At 61.1% G+C, this 19,039-nt stretch carries 14 protein-coding genes; 8 read left to right on the top strand and 6 right to left on the bottom strand.

Going from position 1 to position 19,039, the window contains the following annotated elements; all coding sequences use genetic code 11:
* Positions 1–117: 117 nt before the first annotated feature.
* On the bottom strand, positions 118–651 hold the full coding sequence (locus tag YH62_RS15135) for a hypothetical protein (RefSeq protein ID WP_046795017.1): 534 nt from the start codon (positions 649–651) through the stop codon (positions 118–120).
* The gene (locus YH62_RS15130; protein ID WP_046795016.1) at positions 593–1,414 is read right to left on the bottom strand and encodes a response regulator transcription factor; all 822 of its coding nucleotides are present in this window, start codon (positions 1,412–1,414) and stop codon (positions 593–595) included. Before YH62_RS15130 ends, YH62_RS15135 begins: the two co-directional genes overlap by 59 nt.
* Before the next feature lie 628 nt (positions 1,415–2,042).
* On the opposite strand from YH62_RS15130, the gene YH62_RS15125 reads away from it, so the two are divergent.
* The 4 genes from YH62_RS15125 (at position 2,043) to YH62_RS15110 (ending at position 9,364) form a co-directional block, all read left to right on the top strand.
* Positions 2,043–3,710: a hypothetical protein gene (locus YH62_RS15125; protein ID WP_046795015.1), complete on the top strand. Its 1,668-nt coding sequence runs from the start codon at positions 2,043–2,045 to the stop codon at positions 3,708–3,710.
* A gap of 116 nt (positions 3,711–3,826) precedes the next feature.
* Positions 3,827–5,824, top strand: a complete 1,998-nt coding sequence (locus YH62_RS15120) for a hypothetical protein (protein WP_046795014.1) — start codon at positions 3,827–3,829, stop codon at positions 5,822–5,824.
* An 11-nt stretch (positions 5,825–5,835) separates the two neighbouring features.
* Complete coding sequence (locus YH62_RS15115; protein ID WP_046795013.1) at positions 5,836–8,004, top strand: type I secretion system permease/ATPase; 2,169 nt, start codon at positions 5,836–5,838, stop codon at positions 8,002–8,004.
* A 16-nt stretch (positions 8,005–8,020) separates the two neighbouring features.
* Positions 8,021–9,364, top strand: a complete 1,344-nt coding sequence (locus YH62_RS15110) for an HlyD family type I secretion periplasmic adaptor subunit (protein WP_046795012.1) — start codon at positions 8,021–8,023, stop codon at positions 9,362–9,364.
* 136 nt (positions 9,365–9,500) lie between these two features.
* Here YH62_RS15110 and YH62_RS15105 read toward each other — a convergent pair whose 3' ends face one another.
* Both YH62_RS15105 and YH62_RS15100 read right to left on the bottom strand, forming a co-directional pair.
* Positions 9,501–9,677, bottom strand: coding sequence for a hypothetical protein (locus YH62_RS15105; protein ID WP_156176949.1), 177 nt, complete (start codon positions 9,675–9,677; stop codon positions 9,501–9,503).
* A gap of 522 nt (positions 9,678–10,199) precedes the next feature.
* A complete protein-coding gene (locus YH62_RS15100) occupies positions 10,200–11,438 on the bottom strand; it encodes a glycosyltransferase family 4 protein (RefSeq protein WP_046795010.1) in 1,239 nt (412 codons plus the stop codon).
* A 271-nt stretch (positions 11,439–11,709) separates the two neighbouring features.
* On the opposite strand from YH62_RS15100, the gene YH62_RS15095 reads away from it, so the two are divergent.
* A complete protein-coding gene (locus tag YH62_RS15095) occupies positions 11,710–12,906 on the top strand; it encodes a glycosyltransferase family 87 protein (RefSeq protein ID WP_046795009.1) in 1,197 nt (398 codons plus the stop codon).
* Positions 12,907–12,909: 3 nt separating this feature from the next.
* Here the strand turns inward: YH62_RS15095 and YH62_RS15090 are convergent, their stop codons facing one another.
* Together YH62_RS15090 and YH62_RS15085 are read right to left on the bottom strand one after the other, a co-directional pair.
* A complete protein-coding gene (locus tag YH62_RS15090; RefSeq protein ID WP_046795008.1) occupies positions 12,910–13,941 on the bottom strand; it encodes a glycosyltransferase family 2 protein in 1,032 nt (343 codons plus the stop codon).
* Between the two features lie 135 nt (positions 13,942–14,076).
* Positions 14,077–15,633, bottom strand: coding sequence for a hypothetical protein (locus tag YH62_RS15085; protein ID WP_082118355.1), 1,557 nt, complete (start codon positions 15,631–15,633; stop codon positions 14,077–14,079).
* A 288-nt stretch (positions 15,634–15,921) separates the two neighbouring features.
* On the opposite strand from YH62_RS15085, the gene YH62_RS15080 reads away from it, so the two are divergent.
* The 3 genes from YH62_RS15080 to YH62_RS15070 are packed head-to-tail and all read left to right on the top strand — an operon-like array spanning position 15,922 to position 19,036.
* A complete protein-coding gene (locus YH62_RS15080; protein WP_170986274.1) occupies positions 15,922–17,493 on the top strand; it encodes an O-antigen ligase family protein in 1,572 nt (523 codons plus the stop codon).
* Positions 17,490–17,930, top strand: coding sequence for a GtrA family protein (locus YH62_RS15075; RefSeq protein ID WP_046795006.1), 441 nt, complete (start codon positions 17,490–17,492; stop codon positions 17,928–17,930). Before YH62_RS15080 ends, YH62_RS15075 begins: the two co-directional genes overlap by 4 nt.
* 5 nt (positions 17,931–17,935) lie before the next feature.
* Positions 17,936–19,036 (top strand): hypothetical protein, encoded by a 1,101-nt coding sequence (locus tag YH62_RS15070; protein ID WP_197082524.1) that lies wholly within the window; start codon positions 17,936–17,938, stop codon positions 19,034–19,036.
* The last annotated feature ends 3 nt before the right edge of the window (positions 19,037–19,039 follow it).

Raw genomic sequence — 19,039 nt, 5'->3', positions numbered from 1 at the left:
GCCCGAGAACGGCGTGCCGGATTATATCTGACGTCTTTTCGGAAATGAGGAAGACCGTGTCCGGCATTTTTCCGGCTTCGAGATCAGACCGGACCGTGGCTCCGACAGGAGAGCAGGCTATTTCGGAAAGCCGTAACGCTCCGTGATATCCCAGAACATGCGGTTGATCCCGGCGAGCGAGGTAATGCTTTCCCTGATGCGGCCGATCTCCTGCTCGTCGAGCTTCTCGATCTTTCCGTACTTGATCTCGTCCTTGCTTTCGAAGATCCGCATGGATTGGGTAAGGCCGAGACCGCTGTCGGGATCGAAAGAATAGATGCAGTGATTATACTTGTTTCGGAGTTTGGCTTCCTCCGAAAGACGGCGGGTCGCTTCGAGAACCTCGACCCGGCAGGCCGGCGGGGTCTTCTGCATCTTGGTGAGCCGCTCGACGAGATCGATGCGGGCGCGCGTGGTGTTTAGCGTCAGGAAGATGACGATCGCGGTTTCCTTGTCCACTCCGACAAGGCCGGCGATCATATGGATCAGCAGGCTCTCGGTATTCGTCCAGGTATAGTTCAGTTGCCCGAGAAGGAGCAGGACGTCCCGGAACCTAGTTATCGTCGCCCGAGGTCGATCGACTGTCCTGGCCAGGGTTCTGGTTGCGTGCATCGAGGGCTTCCTTGCGCTTGTGCTCGAAATAGAGGGCGACGACTTCGGTCCTGTTATGCACACCGAGCTTGGTGATGATGTTGTGAATGTGGATCTTGACGGTGTGCTCGGAAAGCCCGAGCGCGGCGGCGATGATCTTGTTCTGATTGCCCATGGCAATCCTGGCGAGGATTTCGTTCTCGCGTTTCGTCAGCTTGTCGATCGAGCGAAGGGAAGGCGTTTCGCCCTCCGACAGCATATGCTCCCGCCCGGGCCGGCCCTCGCTCCGGTCCCACGCGGTCGCGACGGACGGACGATAGCCGATCGAGGGGAAGTAGGTGCCGCCTTTCAGGATAATGCGCAGGACGGAAAGAAAGACGTCGAGATTGACCGAGAGGGGAAGGATGCCGCGAACGATCTGGGGATCGATCGCCGCCAGCCGATCCTCGGTTATCGCCACGTCATCCATCCCGACGAGCGCGAGTGAGGCGGTGGGATGGCGCTCAGCGAAGGTCGACCAGTGATCCTTGAGCGGACGCGCGAAATCGATATCGGCGAGCACGAGTTGTACAGGGTTTTCGAACTCCGCCAAGGCGAGGCTCAAGTCCGGAACGGTCCGGACGGAGAGCCAGGGGAACTCGCTTTCAATGGCGGCCGCCATCGCGTTCGAGATCGTACCCGGCGTACAGATGAAGAGCAAAGTGCGGAAAGAATTCATTTTTCTCAAGGCGGCGGTAGCAAGATCCGCATTGAGATTTTGCAGGACGTCTTGCGGAATCTGCATGGTTTAAGCCCCTCCCTATCTCCACGAAGCCAATCCGCGCAGCGCTGCTGACCTCTTTTATTAGAGAAACGTAATCCAAGGCCCGGCCCGTGGGAATAGACCAAAAGAGCTATGGAACAATGGACTAAACCTGTCTCAGAGTCGGAAAATGCGGAACAAAGAGTGACTGGGAGCCGCTTTTCCTGCTTCGATGTAGATCGGAGCATACTTTGGGAGAAGGCTCGCCGATTTTGACTACTTCTTCTTGCTGGGGCGCTGTCTAGACCATCTGCCTATGCGCGAGATTGCTTCACCAGGTCGCGCTAGCTCTAACTATCACCTTAAAACTGATAGCCAATGAGGCCACAGTATGCCTCCGTTCCGGGACGGGTCGCGGTCGAACGCGGCACTGCGTCGGGTATGGTCAGGAACCAGCGTATCGCGTGCTGACCACCGAGCTTTCAGCCCTCTCGGATATGCAGGGAGGAATAGAAAAAAATCAGACATCGCAAGAAGAGACCGGCGAACGGTCGCGTAGACGCGCGCCCCGATGCCAAAGCAGACCTGATTCCACTTCAACAGCCGCAGGCAAAGACCCCAAGAAGATGAATGGCGGTCACGCTGTCGCGGCGAGACAGAGGACACAGTCATGGTAGACAGACGCAACCCATTTGACACGTTTCTCGATGACGACAGTCAGGAACAGCAGCAGCAACAGCAGCAACGCGAACAACAACAGCAGCAGCAGAGCGAGGAGCAGAGCCAGGAACAGAGCCAGAGCAGCGAGTCCGACAATTACAACGGTAACCTGAATGGCAACGGAAACGGCAACCTCAACGGTAATTTGAATGGCAATCTGAACGCCAACTTCAACAAGAACGTCAACGAAACCACGGTCGATGTGACGGTCGATGTCGGCGTGAGCATGGAAGACTATCTTCCGACAGATGACGATTTCGCTGACATCGATGTGTATGAAGGCGGTTCGGTCGATGGCGTGTTCAATATCCAAATGGCAGACATCCTGAACGGCGCATTGACCGGCGGCGGCAACGACGTGGGCAATGTCTTCAGCCAGGTTGCCAACATTCAGGACAACGACACCCTCACGAATGCCACCGTCGATAATACCGGCGGATTCACCCAGGACTCCGATCCGCAAGGCGGTGTCGCGGTTGCTTCCGACGGCATCGATGCCGGCGGCGGCGGTGGCGGCGGCGGCGGCCATGCCGATGCCAATGGCGGTGACGGCGGCGAAGGCGGTGGCGCCCTCGGCGGCTTCGCAGCCGGCGGTGACGGTACCGGTGGCACTGCGGCGTCCACCGCACTTGGTGGTGCCGGGGCCGGTGGTACAGCGGTAGGCGGCTCCGGCTTTAGCGGCGGTGCAAGCTCCGGCGGTGCGACCGGCGGCAGCGGCACAGGTGCTCGCGGTGGTGAAGGCGGCCATGGCGTAGGCCTCGGCCTTGGTCTCGGCCTCGGGCTTGGTGCCGGCCTGGCAGCTGGCGGCGCCGGTGCAGCCGGCGGCAGCAATAGCGCAGGTAGCGGTGGTGATGGTGGCGACGCCGGTGATTCCTACGGCGGCGATGCAACCGATGCCGGCCGCGGCGGCGATGCTGACGGTGGCGATGCAACGAACCTGACAGGCCTCAATCTGGGCTTCGTCAATCCGATCGTTGCGGTTGCTGGAGACGGCGGCACCGGTGGTGACGGCGGCAGCAATACCGGTGGCGATGCCGGCGATCCCGCAGGAGGTAATGGCGGGGCTGGCGGGGGGGCCCCGGGGGCCGGGGGTGGGGGCGGCGGGGGCGATGCCACCGGCTCTGGCACAGGCACGGGCTCCGGTGCTGGCACTGGTTCTGGCACGGGCGGCGCCGGTGGTGCCGGTGGGTCAGGTATCGGCGGAGCCGCGATGAGCGGCGATGCAACGACCGGAGACGCATATGGAGGTGACGCTTGGGCTGGCGGCGGCAACGGCGGCAATGCACTGAGCGGGGCATGGGCCGATGGTACCGGCGGCGACGGTATGGGCGGCTGGGCCTTCGGTGGAGCCGGCGGAGCCGGTGGAGCTGGTGGCATAGCGACAACAGGTTTTGGCGGCGCCGGCGGCGCAGGCGGGACCTGGGGTTCCAACAACGGCGACGACGGTTACGTCACCGGGACAAGCAGCGCCTCTGCCGATGCATTCGTCGAAACGAGCGCGTTCAACCAGGAAATCGTGCTTGGCGCGAACCTGCAGCAGAACGCCATCGACATGACGATCGTGGGCGGCGACCTTACCAGCACCACGGTTGGTGAAGACGACGATGGTACCGTGTAACGCTCGTCTTCGTCGTGATTAGCGACAAATCATAACCTCCCGGACTGCGCAGCCAGCCTGCGCAGTCCATCTGTTCCCGGAAATCATTGAAAGACGGCAGTCGAAAGGCTCCAGTCATGACGACGATGGACAAGATCACCGAGGAAATCTCCCACTTCATCGGTCTGTTTCATACAACCATCGAAGACGTGCGCCTTCGCGAGGCCTATACCGATTTCACCTATCACGTGCCGCAGCATCACCTGCGCGTCGAGCCGGTCTTCGATTCCAACTTCGAAGCGCCTTTCGAGTTTCTCGGCTTCGATCCCGGCGTCAGCTACAAGGCGCCCGCTTATGTGAAGCCCATCACGCATCCGGCGTTTCTGTCGCATATCCAGCATCCGCCGATCCCCGTCGTGGATGGCCCGAGCGAATATCCCGGCATGGACCTGCCGAGGGATCTCGGTCCGGCCGGTCCGCGCAGCATGTCGGTCACGCTGGAGATCGATCCGCCGGGATCGGTCGCGAACTATATGGTGCAGGCGGCAGGCCTTTCCGATGACGACTATTTCAATGTCGGCGGCAGCGGCCTGGCCTTCAATCCGGAACCGGTGAACGATACCGATCTGCTCGAGGCGGCGGAGGATATTCTGTCCCTATCGCCGATCGGCGACCCTGAAATGCCGGGTTCCGGCGATGAACTGATCGAGCTCATCGAGACCATAGCCTCGCAATTGAAGAACTGGACGGCCAGCGCGGAAAGCCCGATGGAAGTCTTCGTTCATCAGGCGGCGACCATCGAAGGCATCTATGTCAACGGCGAGCTGGTGACCGAGGCGCCCAAACTTTCCGATTACCACTCCTTCGACGACGAAGAAGAAGGCGACGACGATACCGACGACGGCCCCGCGCCCAATGTCGTCGTGCATGCCGATGGAACAGTCACCATCGACGTCTCGGTGGAGGTCGTCGCCGGCGGCAATACCGTGGTCAACAACGCGGTGATGCAGAACCTCTGGACCGCCGCGACCGTCACCGCGGTTCTCGGCGACCATTTCGAGATCAACGCCATCATCCAGACCAATGCGATCTGGGATACGGACGCAATCACCTCCGCGATCGAGAGCTGGACGAACAGCGCCGGAGCCAACGAGATCTTCAACATCGCGACCTTCGAACGCATGGATTCGTCGGAGGACACCGGCGCTCAACCGGTCACCGGCGGCTTCCCCAGTGCCTGGGCGATCACTGAGATCCAGGGCGATCTGATGATCGCCAACTGGCTCGAGCAATATATCTTCGTATCCGACAACGATATCGGCATCCTGTCGTCGTCAGGCGTGACGACAAGCGTCATCGCCGGCGATAACACGAGCACGAACCACGTCTCGCTCTACGAGCTCGGGCTCTCCTACGATCTGATCATCGTCGGCGGTTCGGTATATGATGCCAATATCATTCATCAGTTCAACCTGCTGTTCGACAATGATGTCGTCGGAGCGGTCTCGGGCTTCGAGACGACGGGGGAGGGAGCCTTCTCCGGCGCGGGGAACCTCCTGTGGAACCAGGCCTACATCTACAATATCGGCGGAGCGGACCGGTTCGACGCGCTTCCTTCCGCCTATCTCGATGCGGCAAACGGGATAGCCGCCGGCAGGAACAGCCTTCCCAACGGCGTGCTCACCGATCCCGCGTTTGGGGGAATGGAAGGATTGCGGGTGCTCTATATCAGCGGAGACCTGCTCAACATCCAGTATATCCGCCAGACCACGATCGTGGGGGACGACGACCAGATCGCGCTCGCGATGAACGCGGTCAATCCTCATCCGGATGCGTCCTGGTCGGTTTCGACGGGCGACAATACGCTCGTCAACACTGCGGCGATCCTCGATCTTGATTCCATGGGCAAGACCTATGTGGGCGGGGAGCAGTACTCCCAGGAAACGCTCATTCAGGCGGAGCTGATTTCGAGCGATCCGGAACTCGCCGCCCGCGATCCCAATGAACTCGTCAATGAAGCGGTGGTTTTCCTGGACGACTCCATGCTGACCGCCGAGACCGATGCGCAAGGCCTCCCGGCGCCCGAACACGACAGTCATTACCAGAACGACGGACTGCAGCATGTGCTCGGATGATGGGGGGAAGCATGTCGGAGATTTCAAAACGGGCCGAAGCGCCCTCAATCCCGAATTCACAACCGGGTCCCAAGGCTGAAAGCGAGGACATCTATGAAAAGCTGGAGCGCGCTGTGGAAGAATGTCTGAAACTGTCATCCGATACCGCCACCAGTTCAGCAACGATATCCCGATTGGAACCCAAGAGCCCACAACCGAATACGGCGCGGTCACCTGAAAATTCCCAGATAGCCGATATCCTGCCTATGCCTGCGAGCGAACGGGTTGTCGAGCCCGAGATCGAGGTTCGGCCGAAACCGGCCGGCGGACAGCCCGCCGAGGCCAAAGGCGCCGAAGGCATGGTCACGATAGAGGGCGATACGGGGCCGCTCAGGACCGAGAGCAATCCTCCCGGAAAGTCGCCCGCCGCCGGTGGCGGACCCGGATCGGGCGGAGGCGGCGGCAAGTTCCACAAGCGGCTCGAGCCGGTGGACTTTTCCGCAAGCCTCAAGGCCGGCATAGATGCCGTGCGGACGAACCTGGCGTTCGTGATGCTGTTCACGGTTGCAAGCAATGTCCTCGTGCTGGCGATCCCCGTCTATCTGTTCCAGATATCCGACCGGGTGCTGACGAGCCGCTCGCTCGACACGCTGGTCATGCTGACGATCATCATCGTGGCGGCGGTCATCCTGCAAGCCGCGTTCGACGCGCTGAGGCGCTGCATCCTGATGCGGACGGCGGTGGAGGTCGCCGCGCAGCTCGGAGCTCCCATCCTAAGCGCTGCCGCCCGCGCCTCGCTGCAGAGCAACGGGAAGGAGTACCAGATCCTCGGGGACCTGCAGCAGGTTCGCTCCTTCCTGGTCTCGCGAACCCTGCTGTCCTTCCTGGATGCGCCGATCGCGCCGGTTTTCGTGCTCGCCGTTTTCCTGATCCATCCCCATCTGGGATATATCGTCGTCCTGACGGCGCTTCTGCTGCTCGCCTTCACGCTCGTCAACCAGCGCATGACGGCCGAGCCCTTCGCGGAAGCCAATACGGCCCAGGTGAAGGCCAATCTTCATCTCGAATCCATGTCGCGAAATTCGCAGATCATCAACGCGCTGGCGATGATCCCCGAGACCGTGCAGATCTGGGGAAGGGACACGGCCTCATCGCTGAGGTCGCAGGTCGTCGCTCAGGACCGCAACATCACCATCGCATCCATTTCGAAGGCCTGCCGGCTCGTCACCCAGATCGCCATGCTGGGCTGGGGCGCGTATCTTTCGATCGAGGGCGAACTTACCGGCGGCATGGTGATCGCCGCGTCCATCATCGCCGGCCGCGCGCTTGCGCCGATCGAAGGCGCCATCGAGGGCTGGAACCAATACAGCCAGTCGCGCGCCGCCTATGGCCGCATCACGGCGCTCCTGAAGTCATCGCCCCTCAATTTCGAGCGGCTGAACCTGCCGAAACCGGAGGGTCGCCTCGATGTCGAGAGGCTGCTTTACGTGCCGCAGGGAACCAAGCGCGTGGTGCTCAACGGCATTTCCTTCTCGCTGCAACCGGGGGATTCGCTCGCCATCATCGGCAATTCGGGAGCGGGCAAGACGACTCTCGGAAAGATGCTCGTCGGCTCGATCCTGCCCACTTCGGGCAATGTGCGGCTGGACCTGATGGACCTGCGTAATTGGGACCAGCGGCAGTTCGGCGAAAACATCGGCTACCTGCCGCAGGATGTGCAGCTCTTCCCCGGAACGATCAAGGCGAACATCGCCCGCATGCGGCAGGATGCCACCGACGAGCAGATCTATCGGGCCGCGATGCTCGCCGACGTTCACGAGATGATCGCCAATCTTCCGCACGGATACGAGACCGTGGTGGCGACGGATGGCTCGCCGCTCTCCGGCGGCCAGAAGCAGCGGATCGCGTTGGCGAGAGCTTTTTTCGGCGACCCGCGCATGGTGGTGCTGGACGAGCCGAATTCGAACCTCGACGGTGCGGGCGATGCGGCGCTCCTGCGTGCGCTCCAGCATGCCAAGGAGAACCGGATCACGGTCGCCACCATCACCCAGCGGCCGGCACTCCTGAATACGGTCGACAAGATCCTCCTCGTCGTGAACGGCACGGTCGCGCTGTTCGGCATGCGCATGGAGGTTTTGAAGGCGATCGAGGCGCGCGGTATCAGCATCGAGAACGGCTCTTTCGGCCATCAGCTACAATAGGGAGTGGGAGGTGAAGATGCCTGAAGGTCCGAAGCTCCACGACATCGAGTGGTATTCCGAGGTTCCGCGTTCGATCTGGAAACACACGACCGCGGGGGTCGTGCTGGTGGCGGTCGCTTTCGGCGGGTTCGGAACATGGGCAGCGACCGCGCCGCTCGCGGCCGCGGTGATCGCGCAGGGCAGTTTCGTCGCGACCGGCCGCAACAAGGTCGTTCAGCATTTCGAAGGCGGCATCATCAAGGAACTGCTCGTGAAGGAGGGCGACCAGGTGGTCGAGAACCAGCCGCTCGTACTGCTCGACGAGACGGCGGCGAAGGCCAAGAAGCAGGAGCTTTTCCTGCGGCGCGTAAGGCTGGAGGCGACGGCTGCCCGGCTCGCCGCACAATCGGAGGCTGCCGATACGATGACGCTTCCGGATTTCCTAGGCGACCTGAAAGACGACCAGGATGTCTCTTCGCTGGTGCTGACACAACAGCTCAACTTCAAGGCCCAGCGCCTCAAGCTCGCCACCGAACTTTCCCTGTTGCGGCAGAATATCAAGGCGCTGGAATTCCGCAGCGAAGGCTATAGCAGGCAGAAGGAAGCGGTTCTCCGTCAACTTGCGCTCCTGAAGGATGAGTATGAAACCAAACGCGTTCTCTTGACCAAAGGCCTGCTGCGGGCAACCGAGGTCAAGGCACTCCAGAGAGCGATCGCCGATGCCGAAGGGCAGATAGGCCGCCTCGAAGCCGAGGTCGCCGAAACCGGTGCGCAATTGCTGAAGGAGCAGCAGGAAATCGCGCGCGCCGAAGATACCTACCGGGAAGAGGCACTCGACAGGCTGCAGTCCATTCAGGGCGAGCGGGATGCCGTACGCGAGCAGTTCCGCGAAGCGGACGACGTGTTGCGGCGTGCCACGATCGTGGCGCCGGTTTCCGGCACTGTCGTGCGGACCTATTATCACACCACCGGCGGCGTCATCGAAAGCGGGAAGGGGATCATGGAAATCCTGCCGGCGGGAGTGCCGCTGATCATCGAGGCGAAGGTTCCCCGCAACGAGATCGACAGCGTGAAGATCGGGCAGACGTCGAGCATACGTCTGGTGGCGCTGAACCAGCGCACGACCCCCGTGATCTACGGCGACGTCATCTATGTCTCCGCCGATGCGCTGGAAGACAGCAAGGCGAACCCTGCCAACAACCATGATGTCTACATCGCCCGCATCAACGTCTCGTCGCAGGAGCTCGCCAGGGTGAGGGGTTTCACGCCCCAGCCGGGCATGCCGGCCGAGGTGATGATCCAGACGGCCGAGAGAACCTTCTTCAGCTATCTCGTGAAGCCGATCACCGACAGCATGTCGCGGGCGTTCGCCGAACGCTGACGGGCATAAGAAAAAAGGAAGTGACCTGCGGCTGTCCGCAGGTTGCATGCACGGGGACGACTTGAACAGCCACGGCCCGACGAGCGGGAAATGCCGGGGCCTCCTCACCCTGGCTATCTCCATCGCGCGGAATCGCTCAGTTCTTGGCCGGCCTCTGCTGTTCCTTGATGCTCGTATAGGATCCCAGCCTTGCTCCGCATCGGAAGCACCAGAGAATATCTTCGCTGTCCAGAAGCTCATCATCGTGGATAGCCACGGCGTGATGGCAGCCGGCGCAATGGAACGTCATCCTTTTCAGGAGATTGGCGTGCATTTTGTCCTCCTCCGTCAGGTGGAGCATTTTGATGCTGCTCCGAAATAGAGTGTCCAAAAAGACAAATGCGCATGCGATGGAGAAAGGCCGATGGCCCATATGCTATGCGATCTGTCCTTATGGGAATGGCACCTCACCTCCCATTTCGCCGGAGGTGCCAAAGGACAGTACGTTCTGAACGTGAGACCATAAGGTCTCCGGCAAATGATATCACGCGGCAAGGCCGACGTCATTTACACCAAAAAGATGAAGGCCCGACCGTTTTTCCCGTTCGAGCCTTCAATTGGACTGTTTTGGCAGGGTAATTTTCTTTTGGTTGCATCCCAAAGTCAATTCAATCGAATGGTCTATGCCCCGCGGGCTCCCGCCAGGAAATTGCGGTGCGGGTGTTGCCGGTTTGCAATTCCAGGGCTGCGAGGTTGTGCTAGGCTTAACCGGCGGACTTGAGCAGAACGCCTTGGGTTTCGGCGGGGTGAAACGGCCGGTTGCCGCTTCGGTGACCGGCCTTTTTCGTGCGCGGCGTCACGCCACGAAAGCGTTGTAGAGCTGGCTGCCCCAGGAAAGCGAGCGATCGAAGAACTTCTGCCGGCCCTTGGCGAGCATGTCCTGCAGCTCGTGCAGTTTTTCGGTGTCGTTCGCCAGCGAGGCCAGCGCCGAGGTCAGAGCTTGCGCATCGTTTGCGGGAAACTCCACGCAGGCCTCGGCGACGAGTTCCTTCGCGGGCACGACCGAACTCAAGATCGCAGGAACGCCGTGCACAGCCGCTTCGACCACCACGAGCGCCAGCCCTTCGGGAAACGTGCTTCGGGTCGGGCAGACGAGGAGATCCGTGCGCTCGAGCTCCCGGTGCACGTCTTCCGCGCTAAGCTGTCCCAGCATGCTGATCCGACTCCGGTGCGGGGATAATGCCATGCGCCTGCGCAATTCGTCCTCGACCTCTCCGGTGCCCGCGAAAGCCAGGGTCAGGCCGGGGTTTCGAAACGCCACGGCTTCAAAGGCGGCCAGAAGATCGAAAACCCCCTTCTCCTCCTGAAGACGGCCGAGAAACAGGATGCGGGTCAATTGCTCCGGCCGGCGCGGAACCCTCAGGAATTTCGAAAGGACCTGCGGTACTTCCGAATAGAGGCCGGTTCCGGCGCCGGGCCGGAGTTCCGTGACCTGCCGTCTGGTTTCCTCGGAGGTGCAGACGCCGGAGCAGACGCGCTGCATCGACATGCTCGTCATCCGCCGCTTCAACCGATCCTTGAGACTGTCCGACTTGAGCCCCATCGGCCAGAAATTGTTGTGCGCCGTCAGTACGACGCGCGTGCTCTTGGGAATGGAGCGCATCAACCACCAGGGGGTGTCGACACCGAGCAGGACGACGTGAGGCTCGAATTTCTTCAATTCACGGGCCACATTCCGGCTGAAGACGAGGCTCGCCTTGCGATAGGAAAAGCTGCCGTTCGGCCGATCGCGCGGGATCCTCACGAAACGGAAGCGAGGGTCGCGATGCTTCGGCAGACCTTCCGGTTCCGAGATGATGAGCGCCATGGACTGCAGCTTCTCGATCAGCGTGTAGAACATCGTCGAATAGGCGACCACGGGCGTGCGCGGGTCGAAGCGCCCCTCGATCCAATGATCGAACGTTCCGGCGACGTCGCCAGGCCCTGCGATGAAGGCCACGCGGGGCGTTTCGCTGGGCATCAAGCCCAGCCGCGACCGGAAGCGCAGCGGAGCGTTCTCCGGTATCACGACAAAATCGGAGAGATTGTCATTCATACGGATCCCCTGAACTATCGTGCCCGAACATGTCCGCGGAAGTTCGATGACGGCGGCGCTCCACCCATCGTCTCGATCATATCGAAGTCTGCCCGGTTTCAGGAACATCACCAGGGGTCATCTCTTGGAAGTATGCGTGTTGCGCAGAGCCGCAAGCCCGCCATAAGGCTTAGGCTACGCTTATTGAAGCACTCGTCGTGATCCCTTTCCGCCGCTATCAAACGATAGGGATGCCGAACGGCATCCGTCGTGCTTCCGTCGGCGAGGGCTCATGATGAAGGTGGCTCGCATCCCGTTCGTTTCCAACGGCTTCGTCTCCGCAGGCATCCTCGCGATCGCGTTCGCGATGCTTTACGCGATCGGAATAGAGGGAATGCTGAAGGCCGCCCCGATCGGCGACGACTTCCTCGTCTTCTATCGCAGCGGGACGCTCTTTATGGACGGGGCTGATCCCTGGCTGGCGTTGATGAATTCGCCGCAGCCCTATTCCTATCCGCCGCACTCGCTTTCGGTCATCGCCGCCTATAATTTCCTTCCGCAGTCCGCCGCGCTCTGGCTTCATATCGCCATCAGCCTGATTTCGATCGCGATCCTTTGTTATCTCGCCAATATCTGGTTCCTGCATATAGACAGCTTCAGGAACATGACGATCGCCCAGGCGCTGGCGCTGGCTCTCATCATCGGCAATCCCTATACGGCCACCAGCCTCTATCAGGGACAGATGACCCTGCCGGTTACCGCCGCGCTGCTTCTATCCTGGCACTTTCTGCGGAATGGCCGCTGGTTCGTCTCGGGCCTCCTGCTCGGGATCGCGACCCTCAAGCCGCAGCTGTCCATCCTTTATGTCTTGTGGCTCATCCTGTCGCTCAATATCGGCGTGCTGGTGGTCGGCGGTTTGCTCGCCGCGCTGATGATCGTGCCTGGCGCATTCATGTTCGGTCCTCTCGTACCCTTCGAAAGCTGGCTCACCTCACTCGGGGGATATTCGAGCGTCGCTATCAACGCGCCGGGATCACCCTTCGTGGTGGGGCTCGAAAGCCTGCTGGTGGCGCATGGTTTTACACCCAGCCGTATGCTGATGGTGATCTCATGCCTGGCGGGTCTTGGCCTTCTCTACGGATATCGACGCTATCTGAACCGAACGACGACGATCCACGCTCTGCTCGTGCTTTCGTTCACCTTCCTCTATGCCCATGACTATGACTATGTGGCGGTCATCCTGCTGTGGAGCTACGGATTGCTGATGGTGCTGGAAAGCGGCAGTTTCGCCAGGTTCGGCTTCTATTCCGCGATGGCGGTCCTCTTTTTCATCCCGCAGAGGCTGCTTCGCGATATCGATTTTCCGCTGCTCGTCCATTCGCGGACGCTCGTGCTTGTCGCGATCTGCATCGCCATCATCATCTGGAGCAATCGGGCCAGCGAGGCTGCGGTCTTCAGACGGGCGCAATCCTCTGTTCCGGCAGAGTAAATTTCATGAAAGGGAAGCGTAGCGGCGTGGCTTGCGCCCCATGGCAACCGGCTTGAGGCTGGGCGTGGTGGTGGCCTCGATCCTGCGCCTAACGATGTAGATCGGCCGCTGCTTGATCTCCGAATAGACGCGGCCGAGATACTGACCGAGGATGCCGATCCCCAGGATCTGGATTCCCCCGAGGAAGAGCATGCTGACCAACAGCGAGGCATAACCGGGGACATCCACGCCGAAGAGCAGGGTCTTGGCGATAGTGAAGACGCCGTAGAGGAAGGACACGCCGGAAATGCCGGCGCCGATATAGGTCCAGATCTCGAGCGGCAGCGTCGAGAAGGACGTGATGCCCTCAAGCGCGAAATTCCAGAGCCGCCAGCCAGAGAACTTGGACCTGCCGGCGACCCGAGCCTCGCGCACATATTCGACCGTTGCCGTCCTGAAGCCTACCCAGGCAAACAGGCCCTTCATGAAGCGCCGGCGCTCGGGGAGCGCCTTGAGCGCCTCGATCACCTGGCGGTCCATGAGGCGGAAATCTCCCACATCCGCAGGGATGGGCTGCGAGGCGATCAGGTTGTGCAGCCGGTAGAACATGGACGCCGTCCAATGCTTCAGAAACCCGTCGCTCGACCGGTCGGCACGCTTGGCGAGCACGACCTCATAGCCTTCCCGCCACTTTTCGACGAGTAGGGGGATGACCTGCGGAGGGTCCTGCAGGTCGCAATCGATGGGGATCGCGGCGTCGCTCTCGCAGGCATCGAGGCCGGCCGTCATCGCCGCCTCTTTTCCGAAATTGCGTGAAAGATCGATGATGCGGATGCGCGGTTCGCTCACCTGCGCCTCCATCAGGCATTCCAGGGTGCGGTCGCGGCTTCCGTCGTTGATGAAGATGAAATCGAAGAACACGCCGTGGCGCGAGAGCGGATCCAGCGTGGTGCGCACGGCCTCAATGAAAGGCCCGACTGCCGCCTCCTCGTTATGGACGGGAACGATCAGGCTGATGGTCGAGAACGGTTTTTCGCCTGCAATCACATTCGTCATGGGAGCGCACCCGGCCTTTTCTGAGTGTTCGACTCTAGGGCTCCGCCCCGCCGTCTGCCGACCTGCCCATTCGGATAAGGACTATGCCAAGCGGTGGAGGACAAGGCGTGCCCTACGCCGATTGGAGAAGGGTGCTCATCCCTTGATGAGGTGCTGGATCGCCTGCCATTTCGGATGGTCGGCACCCTCGATTTCCAGAAGCCCCCAGCTTCCCCATTTGCTGGGTTCTCCCATGGACGAGAAGACCGCATAGAGATCGCCTCCGGAGGCCCACCAGGTCTTCAGATGGCGGAGATAGAGTTCCCCCATGCGCGGATCGCGGTTTGCGGTGATGAAGAGGTCGGCGAGCTTTTCATTGTTTTCCGCGCCGCCATGTCCGACGAGGTGCTGGCCGCCCTCATAGGCATAGAGCTTGACGCCATATTCCCCGGCGACCACCGCCTGGGACAGAATGGCCCTCCTGTTCTCCGTCGCGATCTCGCGCTCGAGTTCCAGAAACAGCCGGTCGAGCGACCATGTCGAAACCTCCTCCGCGCGTTCGGGCGACCCAAGTCCGCCGCCGAAGTAGGGTGCGATGGCGAGGACATCGGCATGTTCCTTCACCCCCTTCCAGGAGAGGATGGTGGTGCTGGTCCAGTCGTTGACGGACTGGGCGGCGTAGATGCCGACGATCCGCTCCTTCTGGGTGCCGAAGACGTCTTCCCAGATGGCAAGGATTTCGCTCGTGCGATGAGCGTAGTAGCGAAGCTGCGCTTCGTAGCCGTTATCCGAGAAGCCGAGCGCCAGCCCCTGCTTGCCAGCATAATCGGCCTGGCCGAAAATCATGTTCCAGACCTCGTTGGAATATTCCACATTCACCTTGAGGTCCGGATCGAGGCCATCCTTCACCGCAAGCGCGAAGCGGCGGACGTAATCGTCATCGGCCAGATGAGGCATGTTGAACCAGGGATCGATCTTCACCAGGTTGCAAAGCTCGATCATGTATTCGTGCGGCACGCCAAGATCGGAACGGCCGAACTGGCCGACCCTCGGCTGGTCCTTCCAGGTGCGGACCGCCGAGTTGTTGGTTCCCATCCAGTCCATGAAGCGAAGTGCTGCCATGCCTTCGAGGCGTTTCAGGAACGGCTCCCGAAAGTTGCTCTCGGGCATCTTTCCGCGTTCGTGGACGCGAATGTTGCGGATGGGATCGGCCGGATCGGTTTCCAGGATGCGGGCCGTGAAGGGATCGGACTTGCGAAGATTGCGGACATCGTCGCGTCCCGGTGCGCGAGTCTCCAGTTCGGCGCCGCCCACATAGCCGATCCGGCCCTTGCCGTCGTAGTGGACGGAAAGCTCGACGGGAAGGTTCCTGCGGTGCTCGGTAAAGATCAGGAAACTGTCCAGCACCGCTCCCTTCGGAACCTCCTTCGGATAGCCCTCCGGCGTCATCGGGGGAAGGGGGGTGTCCCAGGTGAAGGGGGCTCCTTCGATCTGGACCCGCCAGCGAGCCGCATTATGGGCGAGGTTGGAAAAGACCTGTTCCGTCGCCCAATAGCTCATGCCGCTGAGATTGAGCCCCAGGCGACCGGGAGGCAGGTCGTCCGCCGTCGTGTGGTCGGAACTCGCGCCCAACAAGGGCGCGACCGCCGCGCTCGACAGGAGCTGCAAAAGCGTGCGGCGGTTCACGGCCAGTTTTGTCTTTCCGGTCCCCATGACTGCTCCCGCAGGTTTTCGCTGAAAGGTGCCGCGGCCTTTATGCCGCGCGGCATCGTCCGGAATCGAAGGTCAGCGGGGTGAAGAAAACAATCACTCCAAAAGGGGGTGCCATAGGCAGGTCGAAGTAGACGTTACCTCCTTTGGGCAGGCTGTGGCGGCGGGAGCCCGCCTATACGCTGGCGTCGGAACTGTGCGCATGAAACTTTCCGAGGGCGGATATGGAACAGGATGATTGCGAGCGGGAAGCCCCGCCATCCCGCCGCTACGCCGAGCGTGAGCCTCCAGATGCCTGAATATCTTCGAGCACTCACCTATGTTCTGATCGTCAGCATTCCTGCGTTCTACATCGCCAGGAGGATCGCCGTTCCGCTCATCGACGAGGACGAGTTCCGGCTATGGCGGAACTGCTGGTTCGCGACCACTTGCGCGACCTTCCTGTCGAGGAGCTTTCTGGACTTCGCCTTCGTGCTCATCCTGATGAGCATTTACATACTTCGCTATTCCAAGCGGCCGGTTCTTCTTTATCTCGTCCTGATGTTTGCGGCGCCGTGCGTCGCTGTGGGGATGGGAATTCCGCCGATCTTCAACAGGATCATCGACCTCAATCCGCCACGGCTGCTCGCGCTGCTGATCCTCCTGCCCATTGCCGTCGATCTCTGGCGGAACCGGGAAAACCGCGAGCTCCGCGGCACCGATGCGGCGATCCTGGCCTTCTTCGGCTTCGTTTGCCTGCTTTCGCTACGGCTCGGAGACTTCAACTCCATCCTGCGGGTCGTGCCGGGCTATTTCCTCGACATCCTGCTTCCCTATTTCGTTTTCAGCCGCGCCCTGCGGTCGGCCCAGGAGGTGAACCAGGCGCTCCTCGCCTTCGCGGTTGCGACCATGCCGCTTGCGGCGGTCGGCATGTTCGAGATCTGGAGAAGCTGGCGGGTCTATTATGTGGTGCTGCAGGAGTGGGATGTCTTCCTGCTCACCGCGTATCTTTTCCGTGACGGGCTGTTGCGCGCGGCGACGACTTCCGTTGAATCCATCGCCTTCGGCTTCCTTTGCATGGCGGGAGGAGGCTGCCTGCTGGCACTTCGGACGCGGCAGGCCATCGGCCTGTGGCGCTATGCGGCGCTCGCCCTCATGATGGGCGGGCTGTTGTCCAGCGTATCGCGCGGTCCGTGGCTCGGCTTCGCATTCTGCGCAGTGGTGCTGCTCCTTACCAATCTGCGAAGATCGCTCCGGTTGCTTTTCGGGGGCCTTCCCGTGCTGCTCGCCGTGGCAGCCCTGCATCCGACGTTCATCGATCGCTTCATCAACCTGCTTCCGTTCGTCGGTTCCGCCGACCGCGGCAGCGAGACCTATCGCTCGCAGCTCTTCGAAAACTCGATGATCGTCATCGGCCGTTATCCGTTGCTCGGTTCGGAGACCTTCCTGGGAGAGCCGGAGATGCTGAGAATGATCCAGGGCCAGGGCATCGTCGATGTCGTGAACTCCTATCTGCAGGTGGCCCTGCAATACGGCTTGATCGGCCTCGTCCTCTTCCTGCTTGTCTTCGGGATGATCGCAGCCAAGACCGCGAGCCTCTTCCTCAGGAGCAAAACGGATCTCGTGAGCTATCAGGGCTATTTGGCCCTCTTGCTGGCGGTGCTCTTCACGATCGCGACCACCAGCAGCGTATCGGTCATTCCCCATATCTATTGGGCGCTTGCCGGTATCGGCGCGGCGCTCGTGCGGCTGGGCCTCGGCATCCAATGGGAATTCGTGGAGAAGGTCACGGGCAGGATGCGGACCGTTGGGATCGGCCCGACGCCTCCCATTGCGCAGCCGACCGGACGCTTGCAGAAAATGCGCGTGGTGGGCGGCCGATGAACACTGCGAAGCAGATATTGCCGATGCCGGACCTCAAGAAGCTGGCCGGACAGCTTTCGCGCTTCGGCCTGGTCGGGCTTGCAGCGACTTTCGTGCATCTTCTCGTTTTCAGCCTGGCAATCGATCTCGCAAATATCGAGCCGTCGCTTGCAAATGTGGCAGGCTTCCTTGCTGCCTTCATCGTTTCGTTTTCGGGTCAATCGAGCTGGACTTTCCCTTCGAAGAGCATGGACCGGCTGCAAAGGCGGCGACGCTTCCTGCGCTACATCGCCGTCTCGCTGACGGGTTTCCTCATGAATGCGGCCACCGTCCACGTCCTCGTGTACATGCTTGCCTACCCCTACACCTACGCCCTGCCGATCATGGGGGTTGGCGTGCCGGCGATCCTTTTCGTCCTTAACAAATACTGGGCGTTCGCGGATATTCGAAAGGAGTGAGGAACATGCGTATTCTTGCAAAATTCGGCGCTGCGCTTGCCGCCTCGGTGCTGGTTTCCACCGCTTCGATATCCATGGCGACGGAAGGGGAGCGGCAGTCTGCCCAGGTGCTCTATACGGGCCACAGCCTGATGGACAATCCGCTGCCGGAATATATCGAGCTTATCGCAAGAAGCCTGGGAAAGGAGATCGGCTGGGAGCAGCAGATCGTCATCGGTTCGCCTCTGAGGGTCCGCACCTGGGGTGACGGAGGCTGGGCCGGCTACAGCTATGGCAAGAACCGCAAGGGCGACGGGATGAACGTCGTCGAAGAGTTTCGAAATCCCAAGCGCCTGGCGCAGGGCCGTCGTTACGACACGCTGGTCGCGACGGAGGGACATTCGGTGATAGGCACCGTGATCTGGGAGAATTCGGTCGGCTATCTCAGGAGCTTCCATGACCGGTTGGTGGAGGGCAATCCCAAGGCCCGCACGCTCTATTACCACGTCTGGCTGGGGGTGGATAAGGCCGATCCCGAACCCTGGATCAGGCATGAGAGGAATGCCTCGCTGGTTTTCCAATGCGTTGCCCGCAAGGTGCAGCTCACCCTGGAGGCAGAGGAGCGTCCCGCCCGGCTTTCGGTTCTGCCCGGCGGCACCGCGATGGTCGAACTCGTGGAACATGCGCTGAAGGGAGACGTGCCGGGCATATCCGGTACGGTGCAGCAGAGGCTCGACCGGATATTCAGGGACGACGTGCACTTGACCGATCTCGGCATCTATTTCATGGCGGCCGTGCACTATGCCTCCATCTATCACGCCTCTCCGGTGGGGGCGAAAGCGCCGCCCGTGGTGCGTCCCGAGGCGGCCAAGGCACTGCAGACGATCGCCTGGAGCCATGTGCGGGAATTCGAAGCCAAGACCGATCTGAACGGACTGACGATGGAGGATTGCCGCGAGGGAATCGCCAAAAACGCCTGCGAAAGCTATTGGACGATGAAGGGAGAAGGCGGCCAGGTCGGGCGCTGCCGGGATTACTTCGCGAATGCGCGGCCCGAGGCCGACGGCAATCCCTTCGTCTGGCCCGACCCGAACTGGAAGCCGCTCGCCTATCCGGCCGGTCATTGACCC

It is taken from the genome of Rhizobium sp. LC145, assembly GCF_001005825.1.
Lineage (GTDB): Bacteria > Pseudomonadota > Alphaproteobacteria > Rhizobiales > Rhizobiaceae > Neorhizobium.
Note: the sequence above shows the minus strand (reverse complement) of the source record. Positions and strands in the feature narration are given on the sequence as shown.